13 protein-coding genes are annotated in these 14,082 nt (G+C 61.1%); 5 read left to right on the top strand and 8 right to left on the bottom strand.

Annotated elements, in window-relative coordinates; all coding sequences use genetic code 11:
* Positions 1-204 precede the first annotated feature (204 nt).
* Positions 205-1,539 carry an AAA family ATPase gene (locus tag KB449_RS28625; RefSeq protein WP_282911611.1) on the bottom strand — a complete coding sequence of 445 codons (1,335 nt, stop codon included), beginning with the start codon at positions 1,537-1,539 and terminating at the stop codon, positions 205-207.
* Positions 1,540-1,547: 8 nt separating this feature from the next.
* Positions 1,548-2,972, bottom strand: a complete 1,425-nt coding sequence (locus KB449_RS28620; protein WP_282911610.1) for an RtcB family protein — start codon at positions 2,970-2,972, stop codon at positions 1,548-1,550.
* Positions 2,973-3,436: 464 nt separating this feature from the next.
* Here KB449_RS28620 and KB449_RS28615 point away from each other — a divergent pair, with 464 nt between their 5' ends.
* A complete protein-coding gene (locus KB449_RS28615) occupies positions 3,437-4,552 on the top strand; it encodes a citrate synthase (RefSeq protein ID WP_282911609.1) in 1,116 nt (371 codons plus the stop codon).
* A 607-nt stretch (positions 4,553-5,159) separates the two neighbouring features.
* Here the strand turns inward: KB449_RS28615 and aguB are convergent.
* Entirely contained in the window at positions 5,160-6,035 is an 876-nt protein-coding gene (gene aguB, locus KB449_RS28610) for an N-carbamoylputrescine amidase (RefSeq protein WP_282911608.1), read from the bottom strand.
* A 365-nt stretch (positions 6,036-6,400) separates the two neighbouring features.
* A complete protein-coding gene (locus KB449_RS28605; RefSeq protein ID WP_434082529.1) occupies positions 6,401-7,402 on the bottom strand; it encodes an agmatine deiminase family protein in 1,002 nt (333 codons plus the stop codon).
* Positions 7,403-7,633: 231 nt separating this feature from the next.
* On the opposite strand from KB449_RS28605, the gene KB449_RS28600 reads away from it, so the two are divergent.
* The 3 genes from KB449_RS28600 to KB449_RS28590 all read left to right on the top strand — a co-directional run bounded on the left by KB449_RS28600 (position 7,634) and on the right by KB449_RS28590 (position 10,558).
* A complete protein-coding gene (locus KB449_RS28600) occupies positions 7,634-9,097 on the top strand; it encodes an alpha-amylase (RefSeq protein ID WP_282911606.1) in 1,464 nt (487 codons plus the stop codon).
* A 118-nt stretch (positions 9,098-9,215) separates the two neighbouring features.
* Positions 9,216-9,659 (top strand): MarR family winged helix-turn-helix transcriptional regulator, encoded by a 444-nt coding sequence (locus KB449_RS28595; protein ID WP_282911605.1) that lies wholly within the window; start codon positions 9,216-9,218, stop codon positions 9,657-9,659.
* A 95-nt stretch (positions 9,660-9,754) separates the two neighbouring features.
* The gene (locus KB449_RS28590; RefSeq protein ID WP_282911604.1) at positions 9,755-10,558 is read left to right on the top strand and encodes an NAD(P)H-binding protein; all 804 of its coding nucleotides are present in this window, start codon (positions 9,755-9,757) and stop codon (positions 10,556-10,558) included.
* Positions 10,559-10,669: 111 nt separating this feature from the next.
* Here KB449_RS28590 and KB449_RS28585 read toward each other — a convergent pair whose 3' ends face one another.
* The 4 genes from KB449_RS28585 to KB449_RS36615 form a co-directional block, all read right to left on the bottom strand.
* Positions 10,670-11,524, bottom strand: a complete 855-nt coding sequence (locus tag KB449_RS28585) for a type VI secretion system tube protein Hcp (protein WP_282911603.1) — start codon at positions 11,522-11,524, stop codon at positions 10,670-10,672.
* Positions 11,525-11,588: 64 nt separating this feature from the next.
* Positions 11,589-11,741, bottom strand: a complete 153-nt coding sequence (locus KB449_RS28580) for a hypothetical protein (RefSeq protein ID WP_282911602.1) — start codon at positions 11,739-11,741, stop codon at positions 11,589-11,591.
* A 24-nt stretch (positions 11,742-11,765) separates the two neighbouring features.
* Positions 11,766-12,338 carry an Hcp family type VI secretion system effector gene (locus tag KB449_RS28575; RefSeq protein WP_282911601.1) on the bottom strand — a complete coding sequence of 191 codons (573 nt, stop codon included), beginning with the start codon at positions 12,336-12,338 and terminating at the stop codon, positions 11,766-11,768.
* 117 nt (positions 12,339-12,455) lie between these two features.
* Positions 12,456-13,280, bottom strand: coding sequence for a DUF6597 domain-containing transcriptional factor (locus KB449_RS36615; RefSeq protein ID WP_282911600.1), 825 nt, complete (start codon positions 13,278-13,280; stop codon positions 12,456-12,458).
* 134 nt (positions 13,281-13,414) lie between these two features.
* Here KB449_RS36615 and KB449_RS28565 point away from each other — a divergent pair, with 134 nt between their 5' ends.
* The gene (locus KB449_RS28565) at positions 13,415-13,867 is read left to right on the top strand and encodes an SRPBCC family protein (protein ID WP_282911599.1); all 453 of its coding nucleotides are present in this window, start codon (positions 13,415-13,417) and stop codon (positions 13,865-13,867) included.
* Positions 13,868-14,082: the final 215 nt, after the last annotated feature.

The following is a 14,082-nucleotide window of genomic DNA, read 5'->3' as shown; positions in this document are numbered from 1 at the left end:
GCGGCCTGCGTGAAGCTATCGCGCAAAAGTACGCGATTGAGAGCCGCATTCGTTCGTCTTATCGTCTATCGCGCAAAAGTGTAGGATTGTTATCTCAAACAAGCGAGTTCTCGCTTCAATAGGCGAGCTAAAGTACACTTTTGCACGATAGATCGCAATAAACCGCCATACGAGCCTTGTATGATGCACTTTTGCAGGATAGCATCAGTTCCCCGCCGAGAAGCCCACTCTGCGTCCGGCGTTCTCGGTCATCCACTCCCGGCTCCGTCCCTTGGACAGATCGGTTTTCATCCCCGCGATCAGCCGTTCCCAATCCGTCGACCCGGTCTGATGCAGCTCAAGCGCGGCGGAGACGTACAGCTCGGCGAGCTGCGCGAACGTAAATCCCTCAGTCAAGCGCGCAATCCCGGGCAGCGCCGCCTCTTCCGTCAGCCGTCCCGCGCCCTTGTGGGTCAGGTAGGCCAGCCGCAGCGGCTCGCTCGGCAGCTTGACCTCGTAGGCGCGGTCGAAGCGCCCGGCCCGGTTCATGAGCGCGGGATCGATTTTCTCCGGATAGTTCGTCGTCCCTATCAGGAAGATGCCTTCCCGGGAAGTCGCCCCGTCGAGCGTATTGAGGAAGTACGAGCGGCACGATTCCGGCATCGAGTCGATATCCTCGACGACGAGCACCATGGGTGCGAGCTTCACCGCTGCGTCAAATACCTGCTGGATCGACTCGCTGCCTGTAAACTCGGTAATCTGCCAGTAGGCGACCGGCGCGTTCACGGTGGCTGAGATTGATTTGACGAGCGTCGTCTTCCCGTTCCCCGGCTTACCGTATAGCAAGATCCCCCGCTTGTAGGGAACGCCGTAGGTCTGGTAGAAGCTGCGGTCGTCTGCGAAAAAAGTATCCACGGAGCGGAAGATTTGCGCCTTCAGCGACTCGTCCATGAATACCCCGTCCCGGTCGACCGGGCGCTCCGCGGTCTCGCGGCTGCGCTCCAGGCCGTCCTTGGTATCCGTGAATACGACCAGCTTCCGGTCCGCCAGCTGCCGCTCGCGCATTTCCGTCAGGAATCGATCGAGATGAGCGTCGCTCTCCGCGAAGATCAGATCCTCGTAGTCCAGCCCATAGTGGGCGAGCCGCGGCACCCGCGCGAAAGCGACGCGATGCGCCGGGTATACGAACAGGTTGTTGCGGACGGACATGCGGATGTCGTGCGTGCCGTTGGTTGGCTGGCTCCGGTGGCCGTCGGCTTCCGGCGCAGATTCGGATGCGTACTTGAAGATGCGCGTCTCGACAAGGTCCAACAGGCTCGCCGCATGCTGCACGCCTGTATAGCCGCTGCGGATGTCGTCGTCCAGCCCGTCCCAGGCATCGCTGCTGTCCGCCTGATAGTAAAGGTGGAACTCGCAGCCGTAACGCTCGCACAGCCAATCTGCGATGCGCCGCACGGTCATCGTGTAGTCGAAGTAAGCCTGCATGCCGGCAGGCTCCGCTTCATAGTCGTCCCGACGGATGAGGAAGGGGCGCAGCGCTTTTTCATTTAACAATGTCATATTGTGGTTTATACTCCTTTGACGGTGGCGAGCGGCCGGCATTTGGCGACGACGGCCGCCAGGCCTGCGCCCGTAACGCTTTCTATGATTTGATCGACGTCCTTGTAAGCCTGCGGCGACTCGTCGATGATCGCCTCGAGCGCGCGATGGTTGACGACGACCTCGTCCTCTTGGCCGACGCGCAGCGAAGCCGCAAATTCGTCCACGGTGACCAGCTGTTTGGTTGCATTGCGCGAGCGGACCCGGCCGGCGCCATGGCAAATGGAGTGGTAGTTGCGCGCCCCGGACTGCACGCCGACCATCAAGTACGAGGACGTCCCCATCGATCCGGGGATGAGCGCGGGGTGCCCCGTCTCCATGTACGGCTCCGGATTGTCCGGATGGCCTGGAGGGAGGGAGCGGGTCGCGCCCTTGCGGTGCACGAACAGCGGCTCGTCGTTATGGCTTTCCTCCAACGCGTAGTTGTGCATCAGGTCGTACAGCGTACGCGTCTCCGCTTGCGGACCCAGCGTCTCGCGCAGCGCGTCGCGCACCGCGAAGGCGAGCAGATGGCGGTTTGCGACGGCGAAGTTGAGCGCGGCATACATCAGGTTGACGTACGTGGCGCCGGCTTCGCTGTCCAGCGGCGCGAACGCCAGCTTGGGATCCGCCGTGCCAAGGCCGAGCTTGCGCATCGTCTTGACCACCTCGGAGCCGCAGTGCTGGTTGACGGCGCCGCCCCAGGAGCGCGAACCGGAGTGGATCATGACGATGACTTGTCCGTCGCGCAGCCCCCAGCGCTCGCCGATGTCGCGATTGGCTTCGTCCAGCGTGACCGCCTGCAGCTCGACGAAGTGATTGCCGCCGCCGAGCGTGCATAGCTGGCGGTGGGCCCGATGCCAGAGATGCTCGGGAATCCGGTTCAGCGCGTTTTCGTCATAACGGAAGCGGGCGTGCTCCACGTGCGTGAGCGAGGTCGCCCGGCGGGGCGTGTAGGCATCGGGCACGTATTTTCCCGGCAGGCCGTGAAGTCCTTTGATGAGCACGTCCTCGAGACGGATATCGGAGAAATGCCCGCGGGCGTGATTTTCCGTCGGGATCCGCTTCTCGATCGCCTTGACCAGCTTGCGCCGGAGCTTGACGTCCTTCAGGTCGTCCGCGTCCAGGTTCGTCAGGTGTACCCGCATGCCGCAGCCGATGTCGCTGCCGACGATGGTGGGAGAGACGAAGCCTTCGTCCGCCTTCCAGACGGCCGTCGTGCCGATGCAGGTGCCGACCCCGACGTGGGCGTCCGGCGTGTAGCTCATGTAGCGGATATTCGGAATTTGCAAATTGTTGTTCGCCATCTCGAGCGGCTTGGCGCCCATGGCGCGGAACAGCGCGTCCCCGGCGTAGACGTGCAGATCGCCCGCGGGCAGATCGATGCGCCGATAGTAAGATTCGTTCTGTATCATAAATTCACTTGACCTCTTATCTTATCGAATTGGATTTTTGGGAAAACAAAAAGACCGCAAGCCGATTCGCTCGCGGTCCCTGGATACGTCAAGACAACACCCTGGATTCGTCGCGCTTCCCTTGCGGGAACGCGCATTATCCGGGTCTGACTCCTGGAGCGGCCCGTAGAGGCCGGCGGACATCGAGCGGCATATTCAGTTGGGTCCATACGTCGCAGCGGCGGCTGAGTTGAATAGCGGTCATGTCGGCCGACCTCCTTTCTCATGAGATATTGGCTATATTAAGGGGTATAGGCAAACCCTGTCAACCCAAATGATGAAAAAAGTTAATTAAGGTGATTAAAAAGAGTTATGAGAAAGGTTTTTGATAAATGAATTCTTTCATCCATAAAAAATACAATAAATATACATAATTAATGCGGCGATGTATATTGAAATTATAAAGAAAAGGAGTGAGTGATCGAATGGCAAGCGTAACCGGACTGGAAGGCGTCGTAGCTGCGGAGACCGGGATCGGGCTCGTCGATGGCGAGCGTGGGCATCTCGTATACCGAGGCTATTGGGCAAAGGACCTGGCGGTGAGCCGCGGCTTCGAGGAGACGGCGCATCTGTTGTGGTACGGACAGCTTCCCGGCGAGCGGGAGTTGTCGGCATTGAAAGAGCGCTTGGCCGCTGCGCGCGTCCTGCCGATCGAGCTGCGCCGTCTGCTGGACGCGCTGCCGGCGGGACTGCCGATGATGGGCGTCTTGCAGGCAGCCGCCGCCGCATTTGCCAACGGGGCCGAGCCCCCTTGGCCGCCGCGTGCGGATCAGGCGGAGCGGATGACGGCGCTGGTGCCGGGCGTCATCGCCTATCGGTATCGCCGCCTGCAGGGGCTTGAGCCCGTGGAACCGGACGCGGAGCTGGACCACGCAGCCAATTACCTCTACATGCTGACGGGCCGCCGCCCCGAGCCTGATCACGCACGGGCGCTGACCGCTTATTTGGTCCTCGGCATGGAGCACGGCATGAACGCGTCCACCTTCGCGGGCCGTGTCGCGCTGTCGACGCAGGCCGGCTTGTACCCCGCCGTAAGCGCGGCGATCGGCACGATGGGCGGGCCGCTGCATGGCGGCGCGCCGAGCGAAGTGATCGCCATGCTGGAGGCGATCGGTACGCCGGATCGTGCCGAGCCTTGGTTGCGCGACGTGCTTGAGCGGGGCGGTCGACTGATGGGCTTCGGCCATCGCATCTACAAGACCGTCGATCCGCGAGCCGAAGCGCTGCGCGCGGTGACGCGCGGCCTGACCGGCGACGATCCGGCGTTCGCGCTCGCCCTGCACGTGGAGGAGACGGCGACGCGGCTGCTCGCCGAATACAAACCGGGGCGGCGGCTGCATACGAACGTCGAATTTTTCGCCGCCGCCATCATGAAGGCGATCGCGCTCCCGACGGCGTTGTTCACGCCGACATTCACGGCCGCGCGCGTCGTCGGCTGGACCGCGCACATGCTGGAGCAGGCCGCCCACAACCGCATCTTTCGGCCGCAGTCCGCCTACGTGGGCAATATGCCGAGCGAGATCGCCGGGAGAATCGGCTAACGGAGCCGCGATGGCGGTGCGGGCGAGCGAGATCGCCGGAAAAACCGGCAAACTGTGCCGCGGAACCCCGCGAGGCTGCGAGATAGCCGGAAAAACCGGCTAACTATGCCGTCGGAGCCCCGCGAGGCCGGGAGATAGCCGGAAAAACCGGCTAACTCGGGCGTCAGGGCGGTGTGAGGCCGGGAGATGGCCGGAAAAACCGGCTAACTGTGCCGCGGAACCCCGCGAGGCTGCGAGATAGCCGGAAAAACCGGCTAACTATGCCGCCGGAGCCCCGCGAGGCCGGGAGATAGCCGGAAAAACCGGCTAACTCGGCCGTCGGAGCCCCGCGAGGCTGCGAGATAGCCGGAAAAACCGGCTAACTGTGCCGTCGGAGCCCCGCGAGGCTGCGAGATAGCCGGAAAAACCGGCTAACTAGAGCAACGGGACCCGGCGAGGTTACTTTGCGGCATGGAGTGTGAACCTAGATCGGTAATTGCGAGCTTGGCCCCCGATGGTCGCATGAAGTGTGAACGTAGATCGGTACTTGGGAGCCTGGCCCACAGCCGTGCTTATCCAGGGGTTTCCGCAAAGGAAAAGACCGCCAAGATCGGCGGTCTTTCTGTACTTACACCGTCGTGCTGCCGTCGTACGAGGCAATGACGCGGTACAGCTCGGGCCGGCGGTCGCGGAAGATGCCCCACTCGATGCGCTGGATCTCGAGCTGGTCGAGGTCGAACTCGGCGGTCAGTACCGTTTCTTCGGTGCGGCCGGCCTCTTCGATCATGTTGCCCTGCGGGCCGGCAATGAACGAGGAGCCGTAGAAGTCGATGGATGAATCCTCGTCTTCCTCGCGCCCGATGCGGTTGGAGGCGATGACCGGCATCAGGTTGGAGGCGGCGTGGCCTCTCATGCACATTTGCCAGTGATCCTTGGAGTCGATCGAGCCGTCCTGCGGCTCCGAGCCGATGGCCGTCGGGTAGAACAGCAACTCGGCGCCCATGAGCGCCATGCAGCGCGCAGCCTCGGGGTACCATTGGTCCCAGCAGACGCCGACGCCGATCTTGGCATACCTCGTGTTCCAGACCTTGAACCCGGTGTCGCCGGGGTTAAAGTAGAACTTCTCCTCATAGCCGGGACCGTCCGGGATGTGGCTTTTGCGATAGTGGCCGAGAACCTCGCCGTCTGCGTCGATAACCGCGAGCGAGTTGTAGCGGGCGTAGTTTTTCTTCTCATAGAAGCTGATCGGTAGTACCACCTGAAGCTCCTTGGCCACTTTCCTAAAGTGGTTGACGGCCTTGTTGTGCTCGAGCTCGGTCGCGTAGACGTAATAGTTTGACTTCTCTTTTTGGCAGAAGTACGGCGTCTCGAACAGCTCCTGCAGCAGGATGATCTGCGCGCCTTGGGCCGCGGCCTCGCGCACGAGCTTGTCGGCCTTGGCGATGTTCTCGTCGATATCGCCGGAACAGCTCATCTGGGTAGCTGCTACTTTGACTTTTCTCATCGGGAAATTCCTCCTTCTGTATGCAAATATTCGCAGGCCGGCAGCGATTAGTTGTTATAAGGCAGTTATTGATCGCCAAGACGTGGAAGAAATCAAGAATAACGGTTAAAAAGCAGTTAATGGGCAAGAAAAACGCGGACCTGCGACTATTTCGGCAAAATAGATGCTTTTGAACAATTATTCGGACATAGATGTCGGTACGAGACAAAATAGATGCTTTTTAACAATTATCACAGCAGCCGAATCATCGAATCACCGAATCGCGAATCATCGAATCGCGAATTACCGAATCGCCGTACCACGCAAAGAAGCGGAATTCGGGCAGCTATGGTCGTCTCGCGGCGGTCCATTCGGCGCAAAAAAATTCAGCCCCGCGCAGGCATCTGCTGCGTCGTGCAGTGGACGTTGCCGCCTTCCTTGATAATCGCCATGCCGTCCACGGTGCGGATGCGGCGGTCCGGGAACGTCTCGGCCAGGATGCGCGCGGCCTCGCGGTCCGTCTCTTCGGCGGCGCCGCCGAATACCGGCAGGATGATGCCGCCGTTGACGAAGTAGAAATTAAGGTAGCTCAGCGTAAGCCGGCTCTCCTCGAAGGACGCGAGCGGAGGCTGCGGGAGCTCCACGATCTCGAACTTGCGTCCCTTGGCGTCGGTCGCTTCGCGAAGGATGCGCAGGTTCTCCTGCGTGATCTCGTAATTTTCATCGGCCGTGTCGTAGCAGGTCTGAATAATCACCTTGCCCGGCGCCGCAAAGCAGGCGATGTTGTCCACGTGTCCGTCCGTCTCGTCGCCGGCGAGGCCGCGGTTGAGCCAGACGATCTTCTTGATGCCCACATACTGCTCGAGCAGCTCCGCGATCTGCTCGCGGCTCAGCTCGGGGTTGCGGTTGACGTTCAGCAGGCACTCCTCGGTCGTGAGCAGCGTGCCTTCGCCGTCGACGTGAATCGAGCCGCCTTCCATCACGACGGGCGCGTCGAACCGGCGCACGCCCATGCGCTCGAGAATCTGCGGCGCGACCGCGTCGTCCAGATCCCAAGGCGCGTACTTGCCGCCCCAGGCGTTGAAGCGCCAGTTCACGCCGGCCAGCTCGCCGTTCTCGCCGACGAGGAAGGTCGGGCCGTTGTCCCGCAGCCAGGCATCGCTGTGCGCGATCGGCACGAGCTCGATGTCGGGCGCGTCCAGATGCTGCTGCGCGAGCGCCAGATCCGCTTCGTTGACGAGCACGCTGACCGGCTCGAACTCGGCGATAGCGCGGACGACCTGCGCGTAGCCGGCGCAGACGGATTCGTGGTCGTCCGGATAGACCATGGAGTCCCGGACGGGCCAGGACATGAAGGTGCGTTCGTGCCGCGCCCATTCGGCGGGCATTTTATATTGGAGGTCTCGTGGGAACAAGAGATTCAGCTCGCTTTGCTAGAGATTGAACGGATGCCGCTTAAGTTCTCCATCATCATATACGAATCGGGGCGCGATCTCAACGTGTTCGGGGCAAGTCGGCGGCTTCCGGATTTGTTTACGCGCGCGCCGGTTGAGGTAAGTCATTGAAGGGACGGATCAATGCCGGATAAACATGCATCTACATATAATGGAGGCCCGAGCATGGAACGCAATCATACGATCATGCAATTTTTCGAGTGGCACCTCGAGGCCGACGGCAAGCACTGGCGCCGTCTCGCGAAGCTCGCGCCGAAGCTCAAAGACCGCGGCATCGACGCCGTCTGGATCCCGCCGCCCACGAAGGCCGTATCGCCGGAGGATACGGGCTACGCGGTGTACGACCTGTACGATCTGGGCGAGTTCGATCAGAAGGGCGGCGTGCGAACGAAATACGGCACGAAGGAGGAACTCCTCGAGGCGATCGCGGCCTGCCGCGAGGCGGGCGTGGGCGTCTACGCGGATCTCGTCATGAACCACAAGGCGGGCGCGGACGGAACGGAGACATTTCAGGTCGTCGAGGTGCAGGCGGACAACCGGCTCGAAGAGATCTCGGAGCCGTTCGACATCGAGGGCTGGACGAAGTTCGATTTTTCGGGGCGCGGGGATGCTTATTCGTCGTTTAAATGGAACTTCGAGCACTTCAACGGCACCGACTGCGACGCGCGCGAGGACCGCAATGGCGTTTTCCGGATTGTAGGAGACGGCAAGCGCTGGAACGAAAACGTGGACGACGCGTTCGGCAACTACGACTATTTAATGTACGCCAATATCGACTACCACCATCCCGACGTGCGCCGGGAGATGATTGAGTGGGGAAAGTGGCTCGCGGATACGTTGGATTGCGCGGGGTACCGGCTCGATGCGATCAAGCACATCGACCATACCTTCGTGCGGGAATTTACCGAGGCGATGTACGCCGATCGGGGCGACGCGTTTTTTATCGTCGGCGAGTTTTGGAACAGCGATCCTGGCGCGTGCCAGCAGTTCCTCGAGGACGTCGGCGGACGCATCAGCCTGTTTGACGTACGGCTGCACTACAATCTGCACGAGGCTTCGGAGCAAGGTGCAGATTACGATCTGACCAAACTGTTCGACGATACGCTCGTGCAGTCGAACCCGACCAACGCCGTAACCTTCGTCGACAATCACGATTCGCAGCCCGGCGAGGCGCTGGAGTCGTGGATCGCGGACTGGTTCAAGCAGAGCGCTTATGCGCTCGTGCTGCTGCGGGAAGGCGGCTATCCGTGCGTCTTCTACGGCGACTATTTTCACATCGGGGGAGACGAAGAAGAGATCGAAGGCAAGAAAATGGCGATCGACCCGCTGCTCTACAGCCGGCATTACAAAGCTTACGGGGAGCAGGAGGATTACTTCGACGATCCGCAGCTGATCGGGTGGGTGCGGCGCGGCGTTGCCGATATCGAGCGCTCCGGCTGCGCGGTCGTTGTCTGCACGGGCGAGGGCGGCGAGAAGAAAATGTACGTCGGCGAGCATCGCGCGGGCGAGGAGTGGGTCGACTTCACGCAGACGCGCGACGACAAGGTCGTCATAGGGGAGGACGGCTATGGCAGCTTCCCGGCGAACGGCGGCAGCGTGTCGGTGTGGGCGCTGCCTGATCCGGTATAAGGCGCGCAGCCCGATCCGGTCTGAGCGGACGCCGTCCGCAACCTTATGCGTTGACAAAGGTTATGCATTGCGGTATTCTCCAATTAGTTAATGGTTTAACTAGTTTGGAGACGATCGCATGGACGACCTGCAAAAGTATACGGCTGAGCAGCCGCCCGGCGTACATGCGTTTTTTGCCTTGGTGGAGACGACGGCGGATCTGATCGCCGCATCCGAGCGTTACTGGCAGTCGCATGGCCTGAACGGGGCGCGTATACGCATTCTCGTCGAGATCGCCAAGGCCGGCGGCTCGCTGCTGCCCTCGGCGCTGGCCGAGCGCATCGGCGTCACGAAGGCGAACATCAGCGTGCTGCTCGTGCCGCTGGCGAACGAAGATCTCGTGCGGATCGATGGCGATCCGCACGACGGGCGCAAGCGCAGGGTTACGTTGACTGAAGCGGGCGAGCGGCTGCTGCGGGATAAGCTTCCCGGCAATCGGGAGGTCATCGGGCGGCGGATGGACAGGCTGAGCGAGGCCGAGACCCGACAGCTGCAAGGCCTGCTGGCCAAGCTGAAGGATTAAGCGGGAGATGCCCGATCTATAAAGGGGCAATCCCGCTATCGTTCGCTCATTTGGTTAAATATTTAACTATTCGGATTAAAGGAGCGTGACATTCGATGAAAATCGTCATGACCGGAGCGACGGGACATCTGGGGTCGTTGGTTCTGAAAGAGCTGCTGAGGCGCGTGCCTGCCGAGCGTATTGCGATCGTGGCGCGCAGGCCCGCGGAATTCCAAAACGAAAATGGCATCGAGGTCCGATATGGGGATTATGACGACGCGTCGTCGCTGCCAGGGGCGTTCAGGGGAGCGGACCGTCTGCTGTTCATTTCCTCGCCGGAGCGGGATGAGGAAGTTCGTCTCAGGCAGCATCGGACGGTGGTCGCAGCAGCCAAGGAGGCCGGCGCGGGGCGGATCGTATATACCGGCATTGCTTTCCCGGAAAAGGGACGACTGCCGCTGCACGCACTGCATATCAAGACCGAACAATTGATTCGGGAGTCGGGGCTGAGCTATACGATTCTTCGCAACGCCTTCTACATGGATCTTGTCGAAATGCTCGGATGGCGGACGGCGATAGCCGGCGGCGTGCTGCTCAGCCCGCCCGGCCCCTGGACGTTCAATACGGCTGCGAGAGAAGATCTGGCCGCGGCAGCTGCCGTCGTGCTCGCGGAGGACGATCATCGGGGACGGGTCTATGAATTGACGGCCTCGCGCGCTTGGGATTTGAAGGAGCTCGCGCGCGCGTTGTCCGAGCTGTCGGGCAGACGGATCGAGCACCGGACGGATCCGGCGATGAACGGCGGCGCCTACGCGATGCTTCCTTTTTCCGATACGGCCTCCGTCTCCTCCGATCTGGAATCGCTCATCGGAGCGCGGCCGCTTGGCGTGAAGGAATGGCTCGCGGACCGGATGCCTTGAAGCGCTAAATGAAAACTGCGCTAAAACTGCGCTAAAACGGCAAGAACCCTGCGCGACCGCGCAGGGTTCTTGCCTCTTCGGACCTGGCCGAAGGCTGTGATCGCTAGCGGGCTAGAAGGTGCCGCGGCCGTCGAACGTACCTTTGTCGAAGTCCATGACATTGGTCTTTTCCACGCGTCCGTCCGCACCCGTGCTGTAGTACTCGACCGTATGCGTATCCGCTGCGTAAATTTCGAAAGGCCCCGTATAATCGGTCCAGGCGCCTCCGTTTACCCGATACCGCGTCGTCAGCGTCTCGCCTTGGTTTCCGGACGCCCGCAGCGTGACCTTGAAGCCCTTGACATAAGGATTGCCCTTGGCCGTCACCGCGTTAATCGGGTCGAAATGGTACCGGGTTGCCACATCCGCGCTGTCCGGACCAGGATCCGGATTCGTAGGGCCGCCAGGTTGATCCGGGACGTACTTGGACAGCACCGTGCGGGCCGACAGCGTGATTGTCTCCAACTGTGCGCCGGGCGAGCCGCCGGCCAAGTAGCCGGTCACGCGAATATCGGATAAGTGCACGATCAGGTAGGTGCGGCTTTGTCCGGCACGCTGGGTCTGAAAGTACGCGTAGCCGTCCGCGATATGCTTGCCGCCGGTCAGCGACTGCAGCAGCGGCAGCGATGCGGCGTCCAACGACTTGGTGAGTACGATATCGCGGTAGATGGGCTTGCCTGGCAAGCTATCGCCGCCCGCCGGGCTCGGCGCGTCCGCGCCGAATCCGAAGCTCGTTGCGACGATGGCGTCCTGGATATCCAGCGCCGTGCTGGCGTATTCGCCCTTGATTCCGTCGAGATTAAGCAGAATTCGGGGCGCCGGTTCAGTCGCGTCGGCTGCGTTTGCGGCTGGCGGGATGGAACAGAGCAGCAGGATGCCTGCGGCCAAAGCGGTCAGCAGGCTTGTTCTGAGCAATCTGGCGAACACATCGATCTACTCCTTTGTCGGGCGATGCCCGAGGCTGGCCGGCGTTCCGGCGCCGGCCGCCGGTTCAGCTGTCCAGCAGCAAGCTACGTTGGTAGAAGTCGTCCGTCGGCGCGAACGACCATACGCCGCCGTCGTTCATCGTCTCGCTGACCGGCAGCACTTCAAGCGCAGGCATGCTCCAGGGGAGCTTCGATTCGGGATGATGCGCGGGCTTCATGGCGATTCAGCTCCTTTGTTCGGATTAGCTCGCTTTATTTTTGGACAGATCGAATTCGAACGTTTGCGCCGGCAGCGATTCGCCCTTAGGACCGGTTTGCTGGTAAGTGAATGTTAATTTTTTAGCCGTAAGCGTGAAGGATTCCGTCATCCGATCGGTGCCTTGGGTTGCGCCGTAGACGTCGGATGTGACGAAAATGGTTTCCAGCTTAATGGTCAGGTACGGTTTTTTGCTTTGGGCGTTGTAGAAGGAGAGCGTGCCGCTTTTGATGGCTTTGCCGGATGTCAGGTTCGCGAGCAGCGACAGCGAGGCTGAATCCTGGAATTTCATGAAGGAGAATTCCTGAAAGGAAGGCTTGCCGGACCCTGATCCGCTGCCTGCGGATGCGGATCCCGGATTAACGGCTCCGAACGATACGTTCAAGATATCGATGGCGCCTTTTCCGACTTCTGCCGTACTCTCGCCCTTGACGCCGTCCAGCGTGAGCAGGATGTAGTTGCCGCCCGTTGCGGCCGAAGCGGATAGGGGAGCGAAAATGGCGAAAATCAGACTTGCGATAAGCAGAACGGCGGATCTGGGCAACAAACGTGCGAACAAATCAATCAGCTCCTCAGCTATGATACAAACTGTATCGATCGTATCATAGAAAAGATTTGCTGGCTAGATGGTCTGTAAAATAATAGGCGCGCGGCGTCAAAGTGACCGCCGCGCGTTTTATTTTCCGGCTTCGGAAGCCCGTGCATAAGCATCCGGCGTCTGCCCGACGACCGACTTGAAGTCGCGGATGAAATGCGCCTGATCGTAATAGCCCAGATCCGCCGCAAGCGCCGACCAGTCCGCAGCGCCGCCTTGCCGGATCCGCTCGGCGGCCTCCTGGAGCCGGAAGCGCTGCAGGATCCACTTGGGCGACACGCCGATATAGCGGTCGAGCAGCCGCTGAAGCGAACGCACGCTCAGTCCGTGGCGATTCGCCATGTCCTCGACGCAAACCATGCCGCGGTCGCCCGCCGCATCCGCCACGATCTGCGCGGCCAGCTCGGCGGTCTCGTCCCGCTCCGGGCAAAGCTCGAGCAGGAAGCGCTCCATGATCCCGAGCCGTTCCCCGGGCTCGCACGCTTCCGGCAGCCGCCGCGCCAGCGCTTCGCCGGCCGGTCCGAAGAGCTCGCCGAAGCCGACGGTGCGCCCGGTCAGGCTCGAAGCGGGCTGCCGCCAGAAAGGGTAGAAGCCGCCGGGCTTGAACTTGACGCTGAAGCATTCGCCGCATCCGGTCAGCGTGCGGGTAAAGGTGCTGCGCGGCACGCCGTATACGCCGGCGGACCAGGTGCCGTCCTCGCATTCCAGCGTCAGGTTGACGCTCGGATAGGAGAGGACGGTCTGACTGAACGGCGCCTCTCCGGCGAGATCGTAGGAGAGCGTCCAGAACTTCTCGATCCACCGCGACAGCGCCGCAGAAGGGGCGTATTGCTTCAAATCGAATTTTCGGACGGCTTCCTGCGGCTTGAGTATCGCTTTGTCCAACGGACGCTCGATCTGCTGCACGGCCACTGACCTCCATGGGCTGTCGCGTTTGTCCAATACAAACGGCAGGCATTCTTCTACAATCGATACTAGCAGTCCGCGATAGACATCGCAATTCAACCGTATGACTATTTTATAGAAGCGAGGGAACGACGATGGAGGACTTGAAGTACACGATCTATATCGGCGGCAAGCCGGAGCAGGTATGGGAGGCGCTCGTCTCGCCGGAGGGTACGCGCGCGATTTTTTTCGGCAGCGTGCTGCAGTCGACCTTCGAGGTCGGCGCGCCCTACGCTTACGTGGGACCGGGCAACGACGGCGACGAGACCGTGCACGTATACGGGACGGTGCTGGCGTACGAACCGCACAGTCTGATGAGCTATACGGAGCATCCAGGCCCGTCCTATCGGGAAAATCACGCCGAGCTCGAGACGCGCGTAACCATGACGCTGGAGCCGGTCGGCGGCAGCACGAAAGTGACGTTCGTTAACGACCGCTGGCCCGAGGGGCATCCCTCCTACGAAAGCACGCAGCAGAGCTGGCCGATCATCCTGAGCAACATCAAGTCTTATGTGGAGACGGGCAAGACGCTGGATCTGGGCTGGTAAAAGGAAGGGCGATGCGGCGGGGGCAGGCTGTAGAGTAGATTCGAGACAGGCGACTTAGGCACGCCCATGCGCGCACTGGCCGCCCGCCAAGGGTCCGTCCGGGGAATTTTCCCGGCGGGCTTTTTTATTTTGAGAAGCAAACGCCCGGCGCTCACATCCGGCACGGTCCGCATGGATCCTCTACGAAACGGACGAGAGGACCGTTGAACGAATAG

It is taken from the genome of Cohnella hashimotonis, from assembly GCF_030014955.1.
Lineage (GTDB): Bacteria > Bacillota > Bacilli > Paenibacillales > Paenibacillaceae > Cohnella > Cohnella hashimotonis.
The sequence above is the reverse complement of the archived record's forward strand: the minus strand, read 5'-3'. Positions and strand labels throughout refer to the sequence as shown.